The 22,509-nt window shown below is 43.2% G+C and carries 23 protein-coding genes and 1 pseudogene; 6 read left to right on the forward strand and 18 right to left on the reverse strand.

Annotated features, from left to right (window positions below):
- Positions 1-49 precede the first annotated feature (49 nt).
- Positions 50-1,948: an alpha-glucuronidase gene (locus tag BUB86_RS00135; RefSeq protein ID WP_073203457.1), complete on the forward strand. Its 1,899-nt coding sequence runs from the start codon at positions 50-52 to the stop codon at positions 1,946-1,948.
- 19 nt (positions 1,949-1,967) lie between these two features.
- Here BUB86_RS00135 and BUB86_RS00140 read toward each other — a convergent pair whose 3' ends face one another.
- From BUB86_RS00140 to BUB86_RS00160, 5 genes are all read right to left on the reverse strand, one after another.
- Entirely contained in the window at positions 1,968-3,041 is a 1,074-nt protein-coding gene (locus BUB86_RS00140; RefSeq protein ID WP_073203460.1) for an NAD-dependent epimerase/dehydratase family protein, read from the reverse strand.
- A gap of 48 nt (positions 3,042-3,089) precedes the next feature.
- A complete protein-coding gene (locus BUB86_RS00145) occupies positions 3,090-3,821 on the reverse strand; it encodes a nucleotidyltransferase family protein (RefSeq protein ID WP_073203461.1) in 732 nt (243 codons plus the stop codon).
- A 91-nt stretch (positions 3,822-3,912) separates the two neighbouring features.
- Positions 3,913-5,058 carry a galactokinase gene (locus BUB86_RS00150; protein WP_073203464.1) on the reverse strand — a complete coding sequence of 382 codons (1,146 nt, stop codon included), beginning with the start codon at positions 5,056-5,058 and terminating at the stop codon, positions 3,913-3,915.
- Between the two features lie 114 nt (positions 5,059-5,172).
- Positions 5,173-5,757 carry a superoxide dismutase gene (locus BUB86_RS00155; RefSeq protein WP_139261214.1) on the reverse strand — a complete coding sequence of 195 codons (585 nt, stop codon included), beginning with the start codon at positions 5,755-5,757 and terminating at the stop codon, positions 5,173-5,175.
- Between the two features lie 107 nt (positions 5,758-5,864).
- The gene (locus BUB86_RS00160; RefSeq protein ID WP_073204050.1) at positions 5,865-6,200 is read right to left on the reverse strand and encodes an MGMT family protein; all 336 of its coding nucleotides are present in this window, start codon (positions 6,198-6,200) and stop codon (positions 5,865-5,867) included.
- A 140-nt stretch (positions 6,201-6,340) separates the two neighbouring features.
- On the opposite strand from BUB86_RS00160, the pseudogene BUB86_RS17105 reads away from it, so the two are divergent.
- Positions 6,341-6,493, forward strand: a pseudogene (locus tag BUB86_RS17105) (serine/threonine protein phosphatase); the annotation flags it as partial.
- A 209-nt stretch (positions 6,494-6,702) separates the two neighbouring features.
- On the forward strand, positions 6,703-6,846 hold the full coding sequence (locus BUB86_RS00170) for a JAB domain-containing protein (RefSeq protein WP_175549356.1): 144 nt from the start codon (positions 6,703-6,705) through the stop codon (positions 6,844-6,846).
- Between the two features lie 93 nt (positions 6,847-6,939).
- On the opposite strand, the gene BUB86_RS00175 is transcribed toward BUB86_RS00170, so the two are convergent.
- The 13 genes from BUB86_RS00175 to BUB86_RS00235 form a co-directional block, all read right to left on the reverse strand.
- On the reverse strand, positions 6,940-8,250 hold the full coding sequence (locus BUB86_RS00175; RefSeq protein ID WP_073203472.1) for an ATP-binding protein: 1,311 nt from the start codon (positions 8,248-8,250) through the stop codon (positions 6,940-6,942).
- A 307-nt stretch (positions 8,251-8,557) separates the two neighbouring features.
- Complete coding sequence (locus tag BUB86_RS00180) at positions 8,558-8,752, reverse strand: hypothetical protein (protein WP_139261217.1); 195 nt, start codon at positions 8,750-8,752, stop codon at positions 8,558-8,560.
- A 38-nt stretch (positions 8,753-8,790) separates the two neighbouring features.
- Positions 8,791-9,534, reverse strand: a complete 744-nt coding sequence (locus tag BUB86_RS00185; RefSeq protein WP_217653201.1) for a transposase — start codon at positions 9,532-9,534, stop codon at positions 8,791-8,793.
- Positions 9,535-9,793: 259 nt separating this feature from the next.
- Positions 9,794-10,513, reverse strand: coding sequence for an adenylate/guanylate cyclase domain-containing protein (locus BUB86_RS00190; protein ID WP_073203482.1), 720 nt, complete (start codon positions 10,511-10,513; stop codon positions 9,794-9,796).
- 4 nt (positions 10,514-10,517) lie between these two features.
- Entirely contained in the window at positions 10,518-11,222 is a 705-nt protein-coding gene (locus BUB86_RS00195; RefSeq protein WP_139261220.1) for a hypothetical protein, read from the reverse strand.
- Between the two features lie 11 nt (positions 11,223-11,233).
- Positions 11,234-12,274 carry an adenylate/guanylate cyclase domain-containing protein gene (locus tag BUB86_RS00200; RefSeq protein ID WP_073203488.1) on the reverse strand — a complete coding sequence of 347 codons (1,041 nt, stop codon included), beginning with the start codon at positions 12,272-12,274 and terminating at the stop codon, positions 11,234-11,236.
- 249 nt (positions 12,275-12,523) lie between these two features.
- Positions 12,524-13,480 carry an adenylate/guanylate cyclase domain-containing protein gene (locus tag BUB86_RS00205; RefSeq protein ID WP_073203491.1) on the reverse strand — a complete coding sequence of 319 codons (957 nt, stop codon included), beginning with the start codon at positions 13,478-13,480 and terminating at the stop codon, positions 12,524-12,526.
- A gap of 71 nt (positions 13,481-13,551) precedes the next feature.
- The gene (locus tag BUB86_RS00210) at positions 13,552-13,782 is read right to left on the reverse strand and encodes a hypothetical protein (protein WP_073203494.1); all 231 of its coding nucleotides are present in this window, start codon (positions 13,780-13,782) and stop codon (positions 13,552-13,554) included.
- Between the two features lie 13 nt (positions 13,783-13,795).
- Complete coding sequence (locus tag BUB86_RS00215) at positions 13,796-14,554, reverse strand: DUF4393 domain-containing protein (RefSeq protein WP_073203497.1); 759 nt, start codon at positions 14,552-14,554, stop codon at positions 13,796-13,798.
- Between the two features lie 23 nt (positions 14,555-14,577).
- Positions 14,578-15,096 (reverse strand): four helix bundle protein, encoded by a 519-nt coding sequence (locus BUB86_RS00220; protein WP_254795054.1) that lies wholly within the window; start codon positions 15,094-15,096, stop codon positions 14,578-14,580.
- A gap of 237 nt (positions 15,097-15,333) precedes the next feature.
- On the reverse strand, positions 15,334-15,651 hold the full coding sequence (locus BUB86_RS00225) for a hypothetical protein (RefSeq protein ID WP_073203501.1): 318 nt from the start codon (positions 15,649-15,651) through the stop codon (positions 15,334-15,336).
- Between the two features lie 259 nt (positions 15,652-15,910).
- On the reverse strand, positions 15,911-18,055 hold the full coding sequence (locus BUB86_RS00230) for an ATP-binding protein (RefSeq protein ID WP_081373000.1): 2,145 nt from the start codon (positions 18,053-18,055) through the stop codon (positions 15,911-15,913).
- Positions 18,056-18,073: 18 nt separating this feature from the next.
- A complete protein-coding gene (locus BUB86_RS00235; protein ID WP_081373019.1) occupies positions 18,074-18,706 on the reverse strand; it encodes an RloB family protein in 633 nt (210 codons plus the stop codon).
- Here BUB86_RS00235 and BUB86_RS17400 point away from each other — a divergent pair.
- The 3 genes from BUB86_RS17400 to BUB86_RS00245 all read left to right on the forward strand — a co-directional run bounded on the left by BUB86_RS17400 (position 18,641) and on the right by BUB86_RS00245 (position 22,497).
- Positions 18,641-18,778 carry a hypothetical protein gene (locus BUB86_RS17400; RefSeq protein ID WP_175549354.1) on the forward strand — a complete coding sequence of 46 codons (138 nt, stop codon included), beginning with the start codon at positions 18,641-18,643 and terminating at the stop codon, positions 18,776-18,778. The two genes, BUB86_RS00235 and BUB86_RS17400, sit on opposite strands and share 66 nt — an antisense overlap.
- A 529-nt stretch (positions 18,779-19,307) precedes the next feature.
- Positions 19,308-20,888: a tyrosine-type recombinase/integrase gene (locus tag BUB86_RS00240; protein ID WP_073203507.1), complete on the forward strand. Its 1,581-nt coding sequence runs from the start codon at positions 19,308-19,310 to the stop codon at positions 20,886-20,888.
- A gap of 55 nt (positions 20,889-20,943) precedes the next feature.
- Positions 20,944-22,497, forward strand: coding sequence for a phage integrase SAM-like domain-containing protein (locus tag BUB86_RS00245; protein ID WP_073203510.1), 1,554 nt, complete (start codon positions 20,944-20,946; stop codon positions 22,495-22,497).
- Positions 22,498-22,509 lie beyond the last annotated feature (12 nt).

A 22,509-nucleotide genomic window follows, 5' to 3' on the forward strand; every position in this document is an offset into this window, starting at 1 on the left:
AAAATTGATAATTATTTCGTATTTTTGCAAAAAAATCATAGAAACATTTATGAAAAAACTATCATTACTTATTTTAGCGATTGTCTTTGCTGGAATGGCAAAGGCTGAAGACGGTCACCAACTGTGGCTTCGCCAAGCACCAGTAAACAAGGCTGTGGTTACTGGTCCCGAATGTATCGCAGCCCAAGAACTGCGAACCTATAGCAAAAACGACGTTACTCTAAAGCTCGATCCTACCATGGAGCAAGATGCTTATCGCATCAACAATGGTGTGATTACAGCCAAGAACGAGATTGGTCTGCTTTATGGTGCCTATGCACTGTTGCGTGGTGAGACCACCGGTAGCAAACCCTTTTATAAGCTCCGCATCCTGAACCACTGGGATAATCTCAATGGCACTATTGAGCGTGGTTATGCCGGTCTGTCTATTTTCTGGAAGGGCAAACCAGGCGAGCGCAAGTTCCGTGGTCACACAATCTTTGTTGAGGATCCCGATCAGCCTATCGATGCAAACCTCATCAAGGAATATGCTCGCGCTAATGCCTCTATCGGCATCAATGGCACTGTGCTCAACAATGTCAACGCATCACCCAAGATGCTATCAGCCGTATATATTAATAAGGTAAAGCAGTATGCCGACATTCTGCGTCCTTATGGCATCAAAGTATATCTCTCAATCAACTTTGCATCGCCTATGTCAATCCCTGCTAAGGGATTCAACAAGGGCAAGGTGCTAAAAACTGCCGATCCACTGAACCCACAAGTCAAGGCTTGGTGGAAGGCTAAGGCCAAGGAGATTTACGCTCTGATTCCCGACTTTGGCGGATTCCTGGTAAAGGCTAACTCTGAGGGCCAGCCTGGTCCATTCGATTATCATCGCACTCATGCCGATGGTGCCAATATGCTGGCCGATGCCGTTAAGCCGTTTGGTGGCATCATTATGTGGCGCAGTTTTGTTTATGGTGCAGCCCACAAAGGTGAGGACCGTGTAAAACAGGCTGTCAGTGAGTTTGTAGGTCTCGATGGCAAGTTCCGCGACAATGTCATCCTGCAGTCAAAGAATGGTCCACTCGACTTCCAGCCACGCGAGCCATACGCTCCTATCTTCGATAACATCAAACACACCAAGCAGATGGCTGAGCTCCAGATTACTCAGGAATATCTGGGTCAGTCACGCCATCTGGTTTATCTGGCCCCCATGTGGCGAGAGTTCTTTGGGTTCGTAGCTCCAGAGAAGCTCGTCGGCATAGCAGGTGTAGCCAATATCGGGCTCGACACCAACTGGTGTGGTCATCACTTCTCTCAGGCCAACTGGTACGCCTTTGGCCGCCTCGCTTGGAACCCTACCCTCACCAGCGAGGCCATCGCCCAAGAATGGCTTGACCAGACATTTGAAAAGCCAGATGGTCAATTATTAAGCGTGATGCTCCGTTCACGCGAGGCCTGCGTCGACTATATGATGCCTATAGGCTTACACCATATCTTTGCCTTCGACGAACATTATGGACCCGAGCCCAATGGCTTCATCGCTCAGTACCCCATTGAGTGGTGCCCAGTATACTATCACAAGGCTAACAACGATTCTATTGGTTTCAATCGCACCCACACTGGCTCTAATGCCACAGCCCAGTATCGTGAACCATACTGCACCATCTATGATGACATCAACACCTGTCCAGAGCGCTACCTATTGTGGTTCCATCGTGTTCCCTGGACCTATCGCTTAAAGAGTGGTCGCACCGTTATCGAAGAGATGGAGTATCGTTATACCAGAGGTGTCAACGAGGTTGAAGACTTTATCCGCATATGGAACGAGGCAAAGCCCTATATCGATGACCAGCGCTGGCAAGAAGTTGATGCCCGACTCCAACATCAACTCCATAACGCAAATCTCTGGCGCACCACCTGCCTAGATTACTTCAAAAGCTTCCAAGAAAAAAGCAAATGAATACAGCAAAGGCAATCTTTCACGCAGGGTTGTAATAGCTCTTATACCACTCTGCAAACTTCCTGAGCCCCTCTCTCAGCGTGATCTTCGGTGTGAAACCGAAGTCGCGCTCAAGGGCAGTGGCATCGGCATAGGTGGTGGGCACATCGCCTGGCTGCATGGGCACCAGCTTCTTGTGAGCCTCGAAATCGAAGTCTGCGGGCAGCACACCGGCACGCGTCAGTTCCTCCTGCAGAATCTGCACAAAGTCGAGCAGGTTCTCGGGCTGTCCGCCTCCGATATTATACACAGCATATGGGGGGATGGGCAGACCATCCTCGCCATTCTTGCGCTCAGGAGCGCCCTGCATCACGCGAACGATTCCCTCCACGATATCATCGACAAAGGTAAAGTCACGACGGCAATTGCCATAGTTGAAAATCTGGATGGTCTCGCCCTTCAGCAGTTTGTTGGTAAAACCGAAGTAGGCCATATCTGGACGACCGGCAGGACCATAGACCGTGAAGAAACGCAGGCCCGTGGTGGGGATATTGTAGAGTTTCGAATAGCAATGGGCAAAGAGTTCGTTGCTCTTCTTGGTAGCTGCATAGAGTGAAACGGGATTGTCCACACGATCGTCGGTAGAGAAAGGCACCTTCTTGTTGCCGCCATACACGCTCGAACTTGAAGCGTAAACCAGATGCTCCACGGGGTGGTTTCTGCAGGCCTCGAGGATGTTATAGAAGCCCATCATATTGCTCATGATGTAAGCATCGGGGTTGGTGATCGAGTATCTCACACCTGCCTGAGCAGCGAGATTCACCACAACCTGAGGCTTATACTGCTCAAAGATACCATCGATGGTCCCCTTATCCGCAATATCGCCCTTGATGAAGATGTATGATGTATGATGGCTGATGGCTGATGCAGCCTTCTCCAACTCTTGGAGTCGCCAATCCTTCAAGGAAGGGTCGTAATAGTCATTGACGTTATCGATATTAATGATCGTCGCCTCTTTCACATCAGCAAACAGTCTCTTAATCAGGTTCGAGCCAATAAACCCCGCCCCACCAGTCACTAATATCGTTTTACCACTAAGTTCAATTTTCTCCATAATCTATTTTTGAATTATATTTTATAACAGCATCCTCCCCTGAAACGCTTATCCGAAGCGCTTAACAGCCTCATAATACGTATCCAGCGAACCGATATCAAATCGTCCCGCTGACATGGGCCAGGCATGCATGGTAGTATGCTCCACCATATAATGCGCCAGGTTACCGGGAGCATCCTTGCCACAACCATTCTCTACTGAGTGACGAACCAAATCAAGGTCCTTCTTCAGATATATATAGAATGGTGGCACGGCCCAATGGCTCTTAGGCACCTGAGGTTTCTCCTCCATACCCAGCACCTTCATCTCAGAGTCGAGTTCCACCACACCCGTGCGCTGGAGTTTCTCGATAGAAGGCTGTTCATGACACATGATGCAAGAAGTATCTTTCTGCTTAGCAAAATCCACAAACTCCTTAAAGCTAAAGAACAGTAGATTGTCTGCCGCCACCACCAGCAAGTCGTCATCGATGCTCAACTTGTCCATCGCGAACAGCAGGTCGCAAACGGCTCCCAGACGGGTGTCGTTGGTCTCTGTGCCATCATCCACGATGGTGATGGGCTTGGCGTAATGCTGCTCCGCAGCCCAATCCTCAAAAATGTTTGCAAACTTGTGGTTCGTAATGATGATATGTTCATCAATCTCAGAAATCAGGTCGATATCATCGAGCATACGACCCAAAATGGTATTCTCTCCAATCTTCAACAACGGCTTGGGGAAATTCTTAGTAAGTTCCCCAAGTCTGGTAGCATACCCAGCAGCAATAACAATATTCTTCATCTATATATCTTTAAAATAATAACATCTCGGCACCCCTCTTTTGGTTCATTTTCTCGGAGTGAGCGAGAAAAGAACATCCCTCGGTCGATTGTCAATCGACGAATCTCGCTCCATCGTCAGGCGATACCCAGAATACCTGGAATGTCTTTTCGTATTCAGGGAACTGCTCCAGATAGCGCTCTGTGAGTACCTTTTCTACCTCTGCTGTATGTGCTGGATCAACCATTGCAATACAAGCCCCTTTGAAGCCTGCTCCCGAGAACCTGCCACCATAAACTCCTGGCAACGAGCGCATAATCTCATAAATGGCAATGAGTTCGGGCGAGCCACACTCATAGTTATGAATCGAACTCTCACAGCTATCGAACGAAAGCTTTCCAAAGAGTTTCAAATTACCCGTCTCCCAAGCTGTCACACCCTGGCGCACTCTGCGATACTCGCTATAGAAATGCTCTGCCCTACGCGCAAAACGGGCTGGCATGGCGATACGCGTCTTCTCGAACGTAGTCTTAGGTATATCGCGTAGGAAGGTTTTATCGAATGTCTTCAGCGGCTGCTCCGTGTAGGCCAGCATGTTCCAAGCGGCGGTCTTGCACTCGTACACACGCAGATTATAATCTGAGTTTACCAAACTACGCGTCAGGCCGCTAAAGAAGATGCCAATCTTAAACTCAGGCATCTCTGGATTTCGCTTGATGATGCGCCACTCGTTAGAGTCGCAATCTAGGAACAACAATCCATCTTTCTTGCCCAAAGCGATACAAGCCTGATCCAACAATCCGTTGTTCAGTCCGATATACTCGCGCTCAGCCTCCGAGGCAATCTTTACGACCTCGAAAGGTTGCAGGGTGATATCATTCGCCTTGGCAAACGCCATCACGTAAGCGATGAGTACAGCGGCACTCGAGCTCAAGCCTCCCACAGGTAGCGAGCCCTGAATAACACCGTTGATGCCTAGTTTGAGCTCAAAGCGCTTCTTGAGTGCGAACTTGGCACCACGGGCATAGTCGCCCCAGTGGCGCTCCTTAACTTGGGTAGGCGATTCGATATCGAAATCGACCACGCCCTCGAATGTCTTAGACTCCAGGTGAACATGACCATCGGTATTGATGTTAAACCAAAGGTCGACGCCCTTGTCGATGGCAAAGCCCGTCACCAGTCCATGCTGATGATCCACATGTGCTCCCAGCGGGCACACGCGATACGGACTAAAAATATGATACTGATACTCCTTCATGGGGACAAAGGTACGAATAAGTAAGGAAAATACAAAAGAAAACTGCATTTTCTTTTTATTTTCGAACGAAATCTGTACTTTTGCAGACAAAAAGAGTGGATGAGCATCAAATAACTATACGTAACGCTGCTCTATCACCGTCCAGTCGATAATCTGCCACAGGGCAGCCAGATGATCAGGACGACGGTTCTGATAGTCCAGGTAATAGGCATGCTCCCAAACGTCAAAGGTCAGCAGCGGTTTCAGGCCTTTCTGAATCGGATTGGCGGCATTAGCCTCCTGAGTGATGACCAGCTTACCATCCTTATCAGCCGACAGCCACACCCAGCCTGAGCCAAAGAGCGTAGCGCCCTTCTTCTGGAATTCCTCCTTGAAAGCCTCAAACGAACCGAAATCGCGAGCGATCGCCTCAGCGAGTTTCCCCACAGGCTTATTATCAGCCTTTGGAGCACAAAACTGTCCAAAATACAACTCATGATTCAGTATCTGCCCAGCATTATTCAAGATACCGCCCTCAGCCTTCAGCACGATTTCCTCCAAAGGCAGACCAACCAAGGGGCTTCCTTCCAACAGCCCATTCAGATTATTCACATAAGCCGCCAGATGCTTTCCGTGATGGAATGCAATCGTCTCCTTACTAATCACTGGCTCCAAAGCCTCAGGCGCATACGGTAGCGCCATCAATTCAAACTGTCCCATATTAAAAATAATTTTCTGTAAACCTTTCATTTTTAAATTAATAACTGTTGGCAAAGATAGTTATTAATTCGACACCTCCAAACTATTGGCCAATTATTTATAGTATTTTATGAATCTGGCGCCCAAAGATGCCGCTGCATATCCACATGCCCATTAGCCTTAAAGGTAACACCCTCGGCCTCTAACAACTGGCGTTGCCTACTCCACCCTGGAGCCGTGCGACCTACATTATTCACCACCCGATGGCAAGGCAAATCCACCGCCTGTGGTGAGTATCTTAATGTCCGCCCCACCATTCGCGAATGACTAGGCCATCCTGCCAATGCCGCGATATGCCCATAGGTCGTCACCTTCCCACAAGGAATCTGACTAACAATGTTCAGCACATCCTCGCCAAACACCCTCGCCTGCTCCGCCGTCATATTATCTGGATAATCTTTCATTTTTTCCTTCTGTATTTTGCGCCAAAGATAGTCATTTTGCAGCAAAAAACTATAAATAATGTATTTTTTCTTCTTCACACATGTAACATTTCCATTTTTCTCATACTATAAGGGGAGAAAGTCGAACAAAAAAAATAATTATGAAACCAATAGTTTTTGATTTACCCAACGCTAAAAGCATCGTGGTAAGTGGCGACATCCATGGCGACTTCACGCAACTTGTCTACAAGTGCTGCATACAATATGCCATGACGGATACCGTGATTATTGTGGCGGGCGACTGTGGCATTGGTAAGAACAGGGCCATTGCTATAGTCGCTGCCTGTGAATTTGGAAAGCGTTTTAGGAAGACTGCTCCAGAAGAGAAACCTGTTCTGAAGAATGCGTTGGCCATAGGTGACTACATGATGCCACAACTTGAAGACCTGGATGTGGAAGAGTTCTGGGCATTGTTCCTCAATCCGAAGCATGAATTACTCAGAAGGTACATAACCATGTCAGTGTGAATCCCTCTCCCACAAAGTTCGACAGCACAATTGCTGCTAAGCTCACACAGGCTGCAGAGTCTGTACGGATGACCTTGCACGACCATATCATCCTCGCGGATGAGCAGTACTATTCGTTCGCCGAAAACAAGAAACTGTAGCCGTACATCATCTTTGAACACAACAATGGCTCGACACTTTTCTATCGGTATCGAGCCATTATTAAATTATATTTCCTTATCAATAATCGTTATTCATTCTTTTAGACATCCGATTGGAACTACTAGCACACCATCCTCTGGACGTTTGTATGCATATTCACCGATACCCGTCAAAACCATCAGGAAAGAAGGCTTTTTCATTTTGGTAGTGTCAATTTTGTCCGAAAGAGTCTTCAGACTCTCTGCTCCATCATTTACGAGTTCAGATCCTCCAATTTTAATTTCAATCAACCCATAAGAACCGTTTCTAAGATGAACGACTGCATCACATTCCAGATTGTTTTTGTCTCTATAGTGGTAAACCTTTCCATTAAGCGATTCCGCATAGACACGCAAATCCCTCACAGCAAGAGTTTCAAAAATAAGTCCAAAAGTGTTCAAATCATTAATCAAATCATTCGGTCCTAAGCCCAAAGCAGCAGTGGCAATAGACGGGTCAGTGAAATAACGGGTGTCTGAGGTTCTAATAGCTGTCTTACTCCTCAAATTTGGGTTCCATGCAACGGAGTCTTCTATAACGAAGATCTCCTTCAATGCCTTAATATAGCTATACACGGTGCTATCAGATAAAAGTTCATCACCGTTATTCTTTATATCAGCCAATATGGTTCCCGCTGTTGCCTGACTAGCTTGGTTACGGGCATAAGAACGCATAATACGTTTGGCCATTTCCTCATCTCTTTCCACGTCATCAACTCTCTTAATATCGGTGCTTACCACCGAATCGAAATAGTCAAATGCTTGTGCCAACGCAGCTTTCTCACTTTTTCTCAATACAGCTTTCGGCCACCCCCCCCGACATGTCAGATAAGCTAAACGTTCCAAATCTATATGACTCTCCCCATCGACATAATCTGAATTCTTAAACAACTCACCCAAACTAACCATTCCTGTCGAATCCTCTGACTCCCATAATGTCATAGTACGAAGTTTTAGTCGGGAGATTCTACCAGTTCCTGTATGGTGTATTTGTTCTTCCTCTATAAGATTTCCATTTTCATCCTTTTTGGGTTTCGGAGGGACAGCAGAACCTGTAAGCATGAATTGTCCATCATCATCACGATTATCCACCTCATTTCGAATTGCATCCCAAAACTGAGGTGCAATTTGCCACTCATCTATTAATCTTGGTGTCTTTCCAACAAGAAGTCTCGAAATGTTCGTCCGAGCAAGAGCAAGATTCTGAGCTAAAGTGTCAGGATCTGCCATTGACAAGACGCTCCCTGCCTGTTGCTTGGCCAGTGTTGTCTTTCCGCAATACTTAGGCCCTTCTATAAGAACGGCACCTGATGATTCTAGTTTATCAGCAAGTATCTGGTCTGCTATTCTTTTCTTGTATTTCATAATCTTACACTATTTTGGGTGCAAAGTTACGAAAATTTTTCCATAATCAGTCGTTTTAAACAAATTTTAATGCGACAGTTGGCCGATTTTTGACACAACAGTTGGACTTATTTTGATGCGACAGTTGGCTGTTTTTTGACGCGACAGTTGGACGACTTTCATTCACCCATTTGACGCTATTTTATTCACCAATTTGGCCAAAATTGCGTTATATTACTTCGGTAACCCACTTTTTTTTCGAGTTACCGTAGTAATATAAGCGTTTTTATTGTAAATACCATTCCTCAAAAATGAGAGTTTTCAAGCATCAAAGTTCTCCATTTTTTCTCCTATTCAAATACAGATAAAGAGTCGGACGCTTTACACCTGTACGCATTTCTATTTCTGCCAGTGTAAAGCTCTTGCTGTCATACATCTTCAAAGCTGCCTCGACATCATCTTTTGGAATTTTTGGGCGACCTCCCAAGCGTCCACGTTTACGAGCAGCATTCAACCCCTCCATTGTCCTTTCATGGAACACCGGGACGGGTTCCTGTTTCATCACATGCGATAAATCATGCTTTTACTGATTCCCGTCAACCTCTCCAATTGTCGCAATGATGCTCTTTTACCCTTCAATTCTATTAACAGAGACTTCTTTATATCTGCAGGCAATTGTTGAAAAGCGCTGCTATTCGTTGCGCCAGTCTTTTCTTTGATCAGCATCATAACCTGATCATCCGAAGGACGTCCTTTCGAAGCATCCTCTATATCAAGGCAAACAATATCATCAGACAAAGGCTCATTTACAAGTTCATTCAACTCCTCAAAGAATATTCGGTTCAAAACAGTGCGAGTGTCACATAAAGGGAATAGCGTACTATTCTTGTCTTCATATTCATGCCAACTGCTGAACTCGTAATCATTTACTTTATTCACAATCCCAGCCTTAACAGGGTTTTGATGAATATACCTCAAAAGTATCACGAAATAAGCCATATCGTTCACTGGCTCACTTTTAAAACGCTCCCGGAATAGATGCCCGTCTCTTGAATACTTGTGATTATAATAGTATACATAGGAGGAAGCTATCCTTTTTATTGCCATACCAATATTATCCTCACGTTCACGAATGAGCAGATGAATATGGTTCGACATCAGGCAATAAGCATATAGGATATAGTTTCTTCCAAAGGGAGTGCCATCAGGCTCATACGACTGAGCCATCATATCCAAGGTATTAAGAAACTGGTAATAATCCTCTTGATCCTCAAAGATATTTTGATGATTGATTCCACGCATCATCACATGATATATACCAGTGCCTGATGTTTGTCTCGCTCGCCTTGGCATTCTCAACTATTGATTATTGCTGACTCCTATTATTCGTGAAACAGGTACCCGTCCCCCCGTTCCTGGAGTCCTTTTTACACTGATGGGCAAAGTCGTGCACTCTTGATCCTTTATCAATAGCATATATCTTCTTATCTCAATTCTGTTATCTATTTGCTTTTGAAAAGCCGTGCAGCCGCAAGCGTCAGCACCGCCTGCCTTTCCAGCCCGCCTACTTTTGTTCCTTCAACCAGTTATTCATTCCTATATTGAATACATCTGCTTGATAAATATCTCTTCTACTATCTTTAGTGCAGAGTTTCTTATAATCATCTTTCAGATTGTTATAAATAACATTGGAGAGAAAGACCCTTTTATTTCCGGGGCTATTTGCTTCTGCACATAAATGGCAAGCTTGATTGACAACATCGCCCATCCAAACAACATCATTGATTGAAGATCCAGAATGCCCAGCTTTAACCATTAATGCACGTCCATCATCTATACCAACACCCACTTTATAGGTTTGGTAGCCTTTTTTCGACAACTTATAATTTAAAATATCAACTAAGCTACATGCTTTAGCAGCCAAATCAAACACGCCATCTACATCTGCCTTTTGGGGGGTATTGCAAACACACCATACACAATCCCCATTGATACAAACTTCCCTGCATGTATCATGTCCGTTCATGAGAGCGACCATCTCTGATATAAAACTACGATAAATCTTGGCTAGAACCGGACGGTTTTGTTTCTCAGGCAGAGAACTACTATCAATGATATCGACAAACAATGCAGTACAATCTACATAAAACCCATTAGTAAAAGTCAGTTCTGAACGACTTGGAATTGAATTCCTCTCCTCAAACGATTTGTCACTTTCGTTTAGGATATCATCAATACGTTTTAGCGAGCGTTCTAAGTCATACTGTATGTTAGTTGCCTCCATAATTCTACTTCATAAACATAATTGCGATAAATAGCAAAACAGAAACCAATAAAAGAAATTTGAACCAATACAATCCCTCATTGTAGTTCTTGAATTTAATAATCGCAATTTTCGAATTAACATATATTTGAGACTTCAAGTCTTCAATATAGTTCATATCGTCCTTCTTAAAATCATCATAAGTCATCTCACTAATAGTACCATAGAAAATTTTCGATGTCTTCACCAATCCAGGGTTTTCTTGATACATCTTTGTGTAGTTGATGTTTGCTGTAATGGCACGGAACAAGTAATAGCACGTCAATAACAACAATATAACCGCAACACACAGCATAACGAACACGGTAAATCTGCTCCAGGAGAAAGACAGGACCTGATTCTCTTCCCAATAGTCCATAAATGGTTTAAAGATATAATTTCTGAGATTTTTCAGGAAATCGCTAGTGACTAAGACCGTTATTGCCACGCCAACAACCGTAAGCAATATGCCAGCCTTTTGATCACAATTGTTTAGCCACGAATTCACAGATTCCAACGTGAACTGAAGGTCTTCTTTTTTTCTTTCATTAAAATTCTGTGGAGTACTTTCTTCTGTCGCAGGTTCTGCCTCCTGCCTATTTATTTTCTTTTTGCTCTTTACATAGTTCCTTAGTTTAACTCCTATAACCACCATACAAGAAGCAAAATAAACAATCCAAAAAAGTTTCATATACCTATTTTTCACTTAATCAACAAATTACAGCCATAAACAATAAAATCAATATCCTTGAATTTCTTTTTATCAACCATCTCAAAGTTCCTCTTCAAGGGATTATCTGAAAGTCTCTTATAGACATCGTTCGAAATAGCAATAGATGGAATATTATATTTCCCTGCCATATCAGTTAAACGAGATGCCAAATTCGCAGGTTCGCCAATCCACACCAAGTTCTGATAGTCATCATGCTCATCACTTCTATCAGTAAGGCCAACCTTAATAACATTCATTGAACCGTAGTGTATTCCCACACCACAATTAAAGCTATCGTTGGGTATGGTCTTCCCCATCTTCTTTCTACAAAAGTACAAGATAGAGCCCGCACATTTAACAGCCATGTCACAACTGTCTTTTTCATCAAAAACCACCATAACCCTATCCCCAATGATATTCCTTACGTGCCCTTTGTATTCTTTTGCAATTCTCAGTACTCCGTATATAAACGATGAATACATTCTTGACAGCGTTAAAACTCTATGGTCGTTATTCTTCTGCACAGAATCTCTTATATCTACAAAAAGTACGCACGTATTTATTGTTTTTCCTCTTCGTTCACTATGCCTCGGATAGGTTATCTCTTGATCAGTGACATTCGGAACTTCAGTACAAGAAATAAAACTAGTATTATTCTCAATAATACCATCAACTTCACGCCCTATTTCTTTCTGTAAGAATTGATTGCATCCATTTACTTCAATATCAGGGTAGTAGTGATAGTATTCACTATCAGTTGAAATGTCAAAATGAGCATTCTCTTTTATAAACTTAGGAAGGCTTTTCATCGGATTTCCTTTCAAATATAGACACTCTAGAAACTGAACTTTGAGGATACCATTATGCAGTTGGGTAATATCATTATTCTCCAAATGTAAATACTTCAACTTGGCCAGTTCTCCGATATTTGCTGGAATTTCTTTAATATGATTATTCGACAAGTCTATACACGTAATGGTCTTGTCTTCAAACGCTTTTGCCGGGAAAACATCAAGATTTCTACCCGACAAATCAAGTTTTTTATTTTTTTTCTCCTTAACAAAATCATTTTTTGTATCTTTGCACTCGCTGATTGGGACAGTTAAGCATGACAGATGTGAAACGTGGAAGTACCAAATTTCAACCTATAAGTTAAGAGTGAACCGATAGCAGAGGAACTGCAACAAGCATAAACGGAAGTACCGGTTATATTTCGGGGCAATCTTTTCAATCATCTGTAATCCCAGTTTTAAGCCGCCTCCGTGGTGGCTTTATTATTTCTAATCCAGTGACCATGTTAAATCTGCGCCCCAAACATCAAAGTCTATATCCCTAATTTTCCTCGTTTGTTTCTTCCACCAACCATTCTTTATATCTTTAGCATCAGGAAGCGCTTTCGTATACTCTTGATAAACCTTGTCCGAAAGAAGAATGTTATTATATGTGTATTTCTTTTCTTCTCTATCTATAGAGTATATCTGCGTGCAAAGCTTGAATGAAAGACATTGCCCAAAAGCAGAATAGGCAATATTAGAAGCGAATTCTTCTGCTGTAAACTCTTTTGTCTTTCTATACCATCCACTCTGCCTTCCGAAATAAGGATTGTTGAAGTAGTTGTATTCGTAAAACTGGCCGTCTACTTTATAAACCACATCCGTAAATTCCTTATTGGCGCAATCAGTCAGCCGTGAAGCAAAGTTTGCAGGATAACCAACCCATACTAATCCTTTGTTATCATCATTCTCAGCACCTTTCTTTTGTATGCCAACTTTCATCACGCTCAACTTTCCATAGTCAATCCCGATACCGCACTTAAACTCAAAGTTATCGAACTTCTTATTGATAAGAGAAGCTATATGGTTTATCGTTATGGCACAAAAAACCGCTTTCTTAAAACAATCTTCAGGAGGAAACACCACCATCACCCTGTCACCTATGATATTACGAACATAGCCACCATCATACTGAGCTGCTAGCAAAACACAATGAGTAAAGACTGAATAAACCTTTCCCATTGTCCTTACTTGCTTGTCTTTTGTCAGTTGTACTGAGTTCCGTATATCCACGAAGAGAACACATGTATTAATCTCAACACCTTTCTTTTCCTCACCATTGCCATATGTCAGGTCCTTATCATCCAGTCCAGGCACATAGGTCTTCGGGAAGAAAGTAAAAGATGTGTTCTTCCAATCATTGATAACAGAATTGATGTTGTCAAAAAAGTCTTTCCGAGCCATTATTCTATATCATTTCAAATTCATCTCACTTATTATCACATAAACTATAACATTGTGTTCTGTAATACTTATTACATCCACTGATTAATATGCTTATATCTCTCCCCTAGTTCAAGGAGTTGGTTGAACATCTCAACCCTCTCCTCCTTCAACTCCCCAGCATTAAAAAGTTTCTGCTGGTGCTTCCACCAGTTCCGCATTCCACGTTCTTCATCCACAAACTTAGATGGTCGTCTTTTATTGACCGTCATGAAGTCCATGACTTCTCTCCATTTTACCACCCACCTCTCGTCCTGCGTCATATTCTTTATTTAGCTATCTGCAAGCCTGTCTGAACTGCTTGCCATAATCATTAACGAATACCACGCTGTTTGTTGCTGTAATTTCGAGGGAATCGTAAGGGCGTAAAAATTTCTGCGCTTCCAGCATCTTTTCAGTAAAGGGCGTATGCCATAATCCTTGATAATCAGCCCCATTAATAGATCTGTCATACATCAAGTCAATAATTCCGAACTTGCTTAGACGTACCAATGATGCAGATATTGAAAACTCGTCATACTCTTCTATTGTCCATCCTAAATACCATTCTGGTAAAACACCGGCTATAAACTTGTTGGTACCAGAAATGGATATTCTCGGATTAACAATCATTCTATAACCCGATTCTTCTGACAGTTTCTCAAACAGTAGAGCATCAAGCCTATTCATCTTCTTGATGATTTCCACATAAGATGGATGCACAATGTTTTCCTTCCCCTTGTCCATCGAGTTAGCAAGCAAGGCAATGTACATTTCCCTTAACGTCTCATTCTGAGCAGTATAGGTCAAAGACTGTAATAAAGGTACAGCTATTTCAGGATCTGGACTCTTCAGTCGCTCCTCTGGTACTTTCTCCAATCGCTTTTGTACCTCTTTCTCAACGTAGTCCTCTATCTTCTCCCAGCACCACAGGAATCCTCGTATAGGAGCCAGTAATGCTTTTACTGTCCTTCCTGCAACAGCCCCAACTTCAGATACAGCCGGTCTCGCTGCATCCTTATATACTTCTACTCCTAAATCCTTCATTAAATCCATATAATGTAATTCTTTAGCGTCCGTCAATCCTTGCCTCCGTTAATCCGCTTTTTGACCTTGGACGTTATCGTAATTAATATTTTATTGATACGTCCACAGTCAAGAAGCAAGGATTCCGAAGCCCGTGTTTCCAAATAGCCATTGTCCCTGAGAAGCGACAACCAGTTTTCGCTCTCTCGTGCTTCCTTCAAAGCAATGCTCGCTTTCGACAGAAAGTCTGCATCGCTTTGAGGATGCTGCGCCTCATTCATATTAGCATTGATGCTCGTAGCAGACCTCAGCAGTTGTCTCCCCAACGCATCAGTAATATCCCTATCTGCCTTACTCAGTTTCCCCTCATTCAGGAACTTGTAAAGCCGTATAATCCTACAAGAAAAATCGTAGCTCAGTTCCAAAATCTGTGCCTCCTTCTTTTCCTCCTCCGTCATCAACGGCTTCAACGTCCCCTCAAAAGTTCGTTGTTCCGTTTCTCCGTCCTTCCGTGAGTCCTTTTTCGGAAAAGTATTCTTCTTAGGCTTATATGTACCCTTATAGTCTGCCATAGTTATTGTCGTAGATCCTTAGTTCCGTTGATTCGTGAATCCGTTTATCCGCAGCCATGCTGCTTGCTTCCGTAGTTCCGTTACTCCGTGGTTCCGTAATTCCATCGCTACAGCGATTCCTTCTCCACCATCTTCATCAGCCTCGGCATCAGCCCCTCGATCTTCCGACACTTCACCTTATTGAAATGGTAGTCGATATCGTCCAAACAACTTTTGGAGCAGTGAGCACAAAGTGAGTTAACTCAGAATTTGTCGAGTCGCGACAGAAGTCAACGAAGTTAATTCATTAGCCAACTCTTCATCCATGTCACCACCATATCCAGCGGCGACGAGGGCGATGGCTGCAAGTTTATGAGCATCCTTATTCGTTCTTAAATGCGAAGCACCCAGAATGATGGACAGCATCTCATAAAGTATATTGCAATAGTGCAGAAGTTCTGGAAAATAATCTTCATCCAGTAGAAAGGCATCAAGCATCTCTTCTTCGCACTGTCGAAGCAGCAGGAAAAATTTCTCCTTTCTTATCTTACTCTTGAAGAACTGAAGCTGAGTCATCGTCCAAAACATAGCATGCGACAGCACAATTCGATCCTCAGAGGAATGATAGTAAAACATCCTATCTTCCTCCTTTGGATACCTTTCCTACAGCTTCTGCTCCATTTCGCTAAAAAACTGCTTCCGCGTCTCTCTCAAATCACCATTTGTCATACCTTCGTTTTATTTCCGTGACTCCGTATCTCTGTAGATTCGTAATTCCATCTACTGGACTTAGCGACAAACAGCCACGCCCTACTCGAACGCAGCTGTCATCCTTTCAGTCCTCTTTTTCTCCCTCTTTATCAAAATCATCCCCAAATATCTTATCCGAGAATATACTGTTCCTCATCTCAGCTCTCTTAAGTAATGTAGAATACTTTAGAACTTCCATATAAAGGGCTCCGTAACCTCTTGCGCCTCCATATACATTGGCATTAGGCATAAATACGTAGTCCATGTATTGCGATAGTTGGAAACGAGGGTCGGTTCTAACTACGCTTGTAAAATCGAAGCTTTCAGCAATTAGATATACGTAGAAATTATCTATCACATACTCGTCCTTGGCGAATTCGCGTAATAGTCCTGCATAATTAATTGCCTGGCCAAGATAATGAGTAGGATCTGCCGTATCGCTCTTTAGTTCAATTATTATGCATTTATGCTCTTCTGGGAATAGCAAAATGTCAGGTTTATATCCCAACATGTCCTTATTATATGCTGTGAGCTGTTCTTTTTCTTTATCGTCAAGCTTACGCAAAACACCCACCCCGTCATCATTTAGCTTCCGGAGTTCAAAATTAGAGAAACCTTTAAAATGAATAAAGTCTTCATTTAACATCCAAAGGTTGCTCTCCAGGGTATCAATCGTCCCTTGTTTGAAAAGTAGGTCATGAATCAATTTCTCATTACTTTTCCTTTTTTTCTTTTCAAGCTGGCATTCCAGATTCTTACTTAAGATTAGTCGTAGCATGTTCATTGCCGACTTACGGCTGGCAATATATCTTGAAAGGCTGGATTTGTTTTTTACTGGTATAAGAGAATTAATCTCTTTTACCTTTGCATTAAATTTCCTGTTGAAATTGGCTCCTGACGGGTCCAATGTCCTTAATGAATCGAAGACGGCTTTTAATCTTTGAGTGTTGTCCTTCTGAAAGTCAGCGTCTGAGTGATAGTATCTTTCAAGAAAATCAGACACCTTCTCTCCCGTTTTCACCCCTATAGCAGCTATCACGTCTTTGTCCAAGGAGAAATCCTCCACCACCTGGTCTATATCTTCTTCACTCTCCTCTTTGATTTTATTAATTGCAGGATAGTGGGTGGTTATTTTCTCAGTTACCTCCTCTTGTACATCATCGATGAAAATATGGCTTTCATCTAGTGTGAACAGATTCTTCTCTTTAAGAAACTGGCTTTTAGTATATAGTGTAAGTTTCCCCCTTAAATCTGTATCCTGATTTGTAAGAAAGTCACTCGATATTAGGCACAGCATGTTCTTGCCTTCTTCTATCTTTGCCCTGCTAACAAAAGAGAAATCAACATTTTCAGCATCTACGGTTTCATCTTTGCTCGTCAATTTTATCTCATTTCTTTTCTGAACACTTGAAGGAAGTAAATAGGAGTCTATTTTGAAAGTTTCCGTTTCTTTCTGTTTTATAAGACCATCATTTGTGCTGTTTATTCTCTTGTAATGTACTTTCACCTCATCATGATAATCTACAACAGGAATATCATCGTCTTGAATAAACTTATCCTCTGTGTCAACATGAGCATCGTATATGTATCGTTCAAATGCTATGTTTTGTACGTTTCCTTTCCGGATGCAGAATTTGCCAAGATAGTGAGTGAAAATCTTGTCATGCAACTCATCAGTTGTTAGGTTCTCATAACTCTCTTTATCCTTACTATCTCTGGGAAAGAAAAATTCCACGATCGTGCCTGTGTGCTCTTCCTCTGTAGCATCTTGTTCAAATCCTTCCCATATTGGTGTTTTCTCTGTTCCAATAAAACCAATTGAAAGAACGATATTTCTTTTTTTCTTTTTACCATTCTCAATGTAGACTGTTCGGAATTCTGTATGCTCAAAGAAATGAAGAAACTGTATTCGGCCAGAACCAAGATTGTGGAAGTTCTTGGATTCATCAAAGAGCTGATAGAAACGGCTTAAGTTCTCTTCATTAAATCCACATCCACTATCTTCGACTTCAATGGAACAGAATTCATACTTGCCAGGAGTCGATGATTTTGAGACTTTTAGTCTTATTGTAACATAATCCCCTTTACCGGAGGTTGCTTCAAGAGAATTACTGACTGCTTCATATATTGGTTGTAGATATGAAGGGTGCTTCTTCACTCTTTTCTTCATCAGTGATTCATACGAGAAGGTCTGCGGCACGAATCTGCCTTGCTTGTAATCTCTTATCATGATTATTTTTATTTTCGACTAGCCTCTGTCTTTCTTGAACACCTTATAAACATACGAATACGACTGCTCCTCCAATTTACCAGCCTCAACCGCAGCAGCTATATTCTCCTCAGCACGTTCCACAGCCAAGTCCAGTTTACCCTCGGCACAAAGATTCTCAACCCAAGTCGAATCTTTCAAAAACTTCTCTTTCTTCAACAACTTCTTGAGTCCTGTTGAAGATTCCGGGAACAATTGTTCTTTATAACTCGCCAACCGATTCGAAACAGCAGGATAGTCTTTTAGCAGCTGAGTATAATCCTCAAAGTGAAGCAGAAACCAATACTCAATACATGGCATACTTGGGCAAATTGTCACGGTACCGTCTGCTATCTCCTTCGCAAACTGAGCAACAAAATTCCCATGTTTCTTCAGTCTCGCCTTGTTGCCAAAAACCGTATCCCAATCAAAAACGCAAAATATCCGCGCTTCGTTATTCGCCTTCAATATTTCCCTAATCCTTTTGGGGAATGTCTCCGTATAGCTCGACTCGTCACCAAAATATTTGGGCCTGATATTAAACTTATACGCAGTCGTATCATTGATATGAGTAAAGTAGAAACGCTCCGTATTAGAACCACCACTAATAAGAAATGGATACAGTTCACCCATTTCCCTGGTGCCCTCATCAGTTTCAGGCGATGGCGTCTGGACAGCTTCAAAGTATGGCTTTTGCTCATCTAAATGTGATTTTCTCGTTTTGTCGGGAGATAAATGGCGAGAAAAAAAATTTTTGCTTAGTGACAAATCCGCGTAAGAAGCTGAAATACAGAATGTTTACGGAAGTCGAATCCTAAAATGATAAATGCAGACGTAAATGTCATCCCGGAGAAAGGGCTCAAATGAAAGTAAAGACATGTGGTTAAAAGTAAACCAAAAAAGTCTGATGAAATTTGAAGGGGTTTTTACCCGGTTTTCTGGTCATTTTGGCATGTTTTACCTCGAAGTTGGGCGTTAAAAAACATTAACGACAAAAACTCCGACAGGGGATGCTCTGCGCCATAGCGAAAATGGCCGTTTTAGGGGCATTTGGGACAGAAAAAGTAATCTTTCCTTACAGAATTGTGGGATTGGTGCGTTTTTACTTGTTCCCATATATGGTTACTTGTAAAATGACCGATTTTCGCCAAAATTCGGCTCTCAGGCCCTGAAAAGGTAAATTTGCAGAAAATTAAAAAATTCAGCGGGTAAATCCGCTATAAAATTGACTTATATGGCAACAATAAAGTATGAGGTGCTGAAGCACAACATGAGAAAGGACAAGACGTGGAACGTCGTCATCAGGGTCACGCACAAGAGGGTGATGAAATACATCCCAACTACGGTGTTTGTTACCCGTGACGAGCTGACCTCGTCTTTCAAGATCAAGAACTTTCAGAAGAAGGAGAAGTGTGAGGACATCCTCCGCATCTACCGTAAACGTATCGAGGAGGAGAACCTGGAGTTCAACGACATGACTGCCGATGAACTTGTAAGGAGAATCACACGTAAAGACATCGTCAAGCCTACTTTTGTCGACTTCGTGGACTATTACCAGAAGTGGATAAAGACTCACGAGGATGAAATCAAGGGTATGGGTAACTACAAGACTGCCCTCAACTCCTTCATCAAGTTCATGGGACGTAAGGTTATCGACTGCAATGAGATTACGGTACGACTGATGGAGTCCTATGTACGCTGGCTTGGTGACAGGCATCGTGCGGCCAACCTCTACTGTATATGTATCAAGCGCGTGTTCAACGAGGCCCGCGAGACCTACAATGACAACCTCGACGGTGAGGAGATCATCAAACGCTCACTGGAGTTCTTCGACCCTCCTGTTCATGTATGTACGGAGAAACGTGCCATTTCCCTGGAGCATCTGAGGGCTTTGGCTGCCATCCCTGATGAGGAGCGCTCGAATTCAAGCCGCAATGTGGCTCGTGACGTATTCCTTATCTCATTCATGATGATGGGTGCCAACAGCATTGATATCTTCTCATGCAAATGGGATGGCGAGGGAAACATTACCTATGACCGTGCCAAGACGAAGGACAGGCGACCTGACCATGCCCGCATTGTCATCAAGCCGCATCCGCTACTCATGCCTCTTATCAAGAAATATGCGTCTGTATTGGACAAGAAGGAAAAGTATGTGTTCCGTTTCAACCGGATGTACAGGAATCCAGCTGATTTCAGCTATAACCTGAACCGAGGCATGAAGGAGGTTGGAAAGGAGATTGACGAGGAAGGTCTTACTTTTTATGCCGCAAGACATACGATGGCGACCATTGCCTTCAATGAAACCGATATTGATAAGATGACCATACACGACATGCTGAATCATCAGCTGCCTGTGTACAAGATAACGGATATCTATATCAAGAAGGACTTCCGCAAAATCAATGAGGCTAACTTCAAGCTCATTGACTTTGTCTTCAATGACATGGAAAAGGAAAAGTCAGGCACTCATCAGGACAAGCATCAAGGCGGTGCCTTGTTAACTGGCGACTTCCTGACGAATGTTGTTGATACGGTTGTGGACATTACTTGGCAGCTGACTCCACAGGACATAAATACCAGAAAGTCATGGAATGTGGAGATCAAGTTAGCATACAAGGGACAGAGCAAGCTTATCGGAACATCGATTTTCGTTTCGGAGAATGATGTTTCTGAGGATGGCCAGCTCGCCAACGAATATCTTGTAAAACGTTGCGAGGCTCTTGTCAATTCCTGTAAGGAGCGTATCAGCAGGCTTGACTTGAAAGCGGCTCAGTATGACATCAACGACTTGGTCAACAAGCTATTGTCATAGACAGTATATAATATATGTACGCGCGAAAGTAATAGTTAATATCATAACAACGATTATGGCTACACTAAAAGTTGAAGTTTCAAAGACTGCCATCAGCAGGAAGGGAACCTGTGAGGTTGGCATACGCCTGTATCACCACCATGAGAAAAGGCTGATTGAGACAGGCATCTATGTTTCCAAGACGGAAATGACCAAGAAGTGGACTATCCGCAATGAGCTGGTGAAGCGAAAGGTCAAGGCTCTTCTGAAAGACTTCAATGCCAAGTTGAAGCAGCTGGAGTTGGACCAGTATGACATGAACATCGATGCGGTAGTCAATTACATCGTCGGTGTCGGTGATGTCAGCATTGACATTATCCAGTATGGACGTGAGTGGATCAAGGAGCATGAAGACCAGAAATGCAGCCGGAACCATCTTGTGGCATTGAATGCTTTCATCAAGTTCGTCGGTCGTGACAGCTACATGTGTAATGACATCAGCAAGGTCTTTATGAGGAGCTTCGAGAAGTGGCTTGGTGACAAGAAGACGGCTCGCAGTGTCTATCCGCAGGTCATCAAGCGTATGTTCAACTCGGCAAAGCAGCGTTATAACGAGGGACGTGAGGAGAACAAGGTTATCAAGAGGACTTTGGAGTTCTATCATCCGCCTCATGTGGAAATCCAAACGGAGAAACGTGCTTTGCCTGTGGATATTATCCGGGCTATAGCAAATCTTCCCGACGATACCGAAGGAAGGGCTGTCGCCGACCTCGCCCGTGACGTGTTCACCATCTCCTTTATGCTGATGGGTACTAACACGATAGACCTGCTTAGTTGCAAGTGGGACGAACGGGGCAACATCACTTATGACCGTGCCAAGACGAAGGACAGGCGGTCTGATCATGCCCGCATTGTCATCAGTCCGCATCCTCTGTTATTGCCTCTCATCAAGAAATATCGGTGTACCAGGCACAAAAAGAAGAACTATGTGTTCTGCTTCAACTACATGTACAAGGATCCGACGACTTTCAACCAGACAGTCAACAGGGGATTGAAAATCGTAGGTGAGAAGGTGGGTGTGCCCAATCTGCAGTTCTATGCGGCAAGGCACTCGATGGCCACGATTGCCTACAATGAAGCTGGCATTGACAAGTTCACGATACATGAGATGCTGAACCATAAAGTTAAGGTGTTCACGGTTACGAACATGTATATCCGTCAGGACTTCTCGCGCATCAACGACGCAAACTTCCGACTTATCAACTACGTGTTCGAGTATCATCTGATGTCGAACAGCCGTCTGAAAGAGCTGGGTGGAACGGAGGGCGACTTCCTTACTTCGGTACATGAGGACACGGTCACGTTCAGATACTATGTCGATCCTCTGCTGAAGCATGAGGACGGCAAGCTGGGCATCTGCTTCAACGTGGCTTTCCGAGGTCAAAGCAGGGATATAGCCACACCGCTTACTGTTGCCAACAATGAGGTAAACTCACGGTATCAGATAGTGTCAAAGAGAGCCGTCGATGAATGCGAAGCCTTAATAGACCGATGTAATAGTAGGCTCAAAAGGACGGACTTGTCTGCTACTAACCTGACCATCCTTGATGTAATGCGTCTGTTGGCATGAGAGTAAGCAAGA

Origin of the sequence: Xylanibacter ruminicola (assembly GCF_900142525.1) — a bacterium.
Lineage (GTDB): Bacteria > Bacteroidota > Bacteroidia > Bacteroidales > Bacteroidaceae > Prevotella > Prevotella ruminicola_A.

Bases quoted from the DNA above. Each gene is read 5' to 3' on its own strand.
- BUB86_RS00150 (WP_073203464.1), bottom strand. From the start codon at position 5,058: ATGAAGGAGTATCAGTATCATATTTTTAGTCCGTATCGCGTGTGCCCG.
- BUB86_RS00220 (WP_254795054.1), bottom strand. From the start codon at position 15,096: ATGGCAGACTATAAGGGTACATATAAGCCTAAGAAGAATACTTTTCCG.
- BUB86_RS00215 (WP_073203497.1), bottom strand. From the start codon at position 14,554: ATGGATTTAATGAAGGATTTAGGAGTAGAAGTATATAAGGATGCAGCG.
- BUB86_RS17400 (WP_175549354.1), top strand. From the start codon at position 18,641: ATGAGTAAAGTAGAAACGCTCCGTATTAGAACCACCACTAATAAGAAA.
- BUB86_RS00185 (WP_217653201.1), bottom strand. From the start codon at position 9,534: ATGATGCGTGGAATCAATCATCAAAATATCTTTGAGGATCAAGAGGAT.
- BUB86_RS00235 (WP_081373019.1), bottom strand. From the start codon at position 18,706: ATGGGTGAACTGTATCCATTTCTTATTAGTGGTGGTTCTAATACGGAG.
- BUB86_RS00230 (WP_081373000.1), bottom strand. From the start codon at position 18,055: ATGATAAGAGATTACAAGCAAGGCAGATTCGTGCCGCAGACCTTCTCG.
- BUB86_RS00135 (WP_073203457.1), top strand. From the start codon at position 50: ATGAAAAAACTATCATTACTTATTTTAGCGATTGTCTTTGCTGGAATG.
- BUB86_RS00245 (WP_073203510.1), top strand. From the start codon at position 20,944: ATGGCTACACTAAAAGTTGAAGTTTCAAAGACTGCCATCAGCAGGAAG.
- BUB86_RS00195 (WP_139261220.1), bottom strand. From the start codon at position 11,222: ATGAAACTTTTTTGGATTGTTTATTTTGCTTCTTGTATGGTGGTTATA.
- BUB86_RS00240 (WP_073203507.1), top strand. From the start codon at position 19,308: ATGGCAACAATAAAGTATGAGGTGCTGAAGCACAACATGAGAAAGGAC.
- BUB86_RS00225 (WP_073203501.1), bottom strand. From the start codon at position 15,651: ATGACTCAGCTTCAGTTCTTCAAGAGTAAGATAAGAAAGGAGAAATTT.
- BUB86_RS00155 (WP_139261214.1), bottom strand. From the start codon at position 5,757: ATGGGACAGTTTGAATTGATGGCGCTACCGTATGCGCCTGAGGCTTTG.
- BUB86_RS00180 (WP_139261217.1), bottom strand. From the start codon at position 8,752: ATGGAGGGGTTGAATGCTGCTCGTAAACGTGGACGCTTGGGAGGTCGC.
- BUB86_RS00175 (WP_073203472.1), bottom strand. From the start codon at position 8,250: ATGAAATACAAGAAAAGAATAGCAGACCAGATACTTGCTGATAAACTA.
- BUB86_RS00190 (WP_073203482.1), bottom strand. From the start codon at position 10,513: ATGGAGGCAACTAACATACAGTATGACTTAGAACGCTCGCTAAAACGT.
- BUB86_RS00145 (WP_073203461.1), bottom strand. From the start codon at position 3,821: ATGAAGAATATTGTTATTGCTGCTGGGTATGCTACCAGACTTGGGGAA.
- BUB86_RS00210 (WP_073203494.1), bottom strand. From the start codon at position 13,782: ATGACGCAGGACGAGAGGTGGGTGGTAAAATGGAGAGAAGTCATGGAC.
- BUB86_RS00140 (WP_073203460.1), bottom strand. From the start codon at position 3,041: ATGGAGAAAATTGAACTTAGTGGTAAAACGATATTAGTGACTGGTGGG.
- BUB86_RS00205 (WP_073203491.1), bottom strand. From the start codon at position 13,480: ATGGCTCGGAAAGACTTTTTTGACAACATCAATTCTGTTATCAATGAT.
- BUB86_RS00160 (WP_073204050.1), bottom strand. From the start codon at position 6,200: ATGAAAGATTATCCAGATAATATGACGGCGGAGCAGGCGAGGGTGTTT.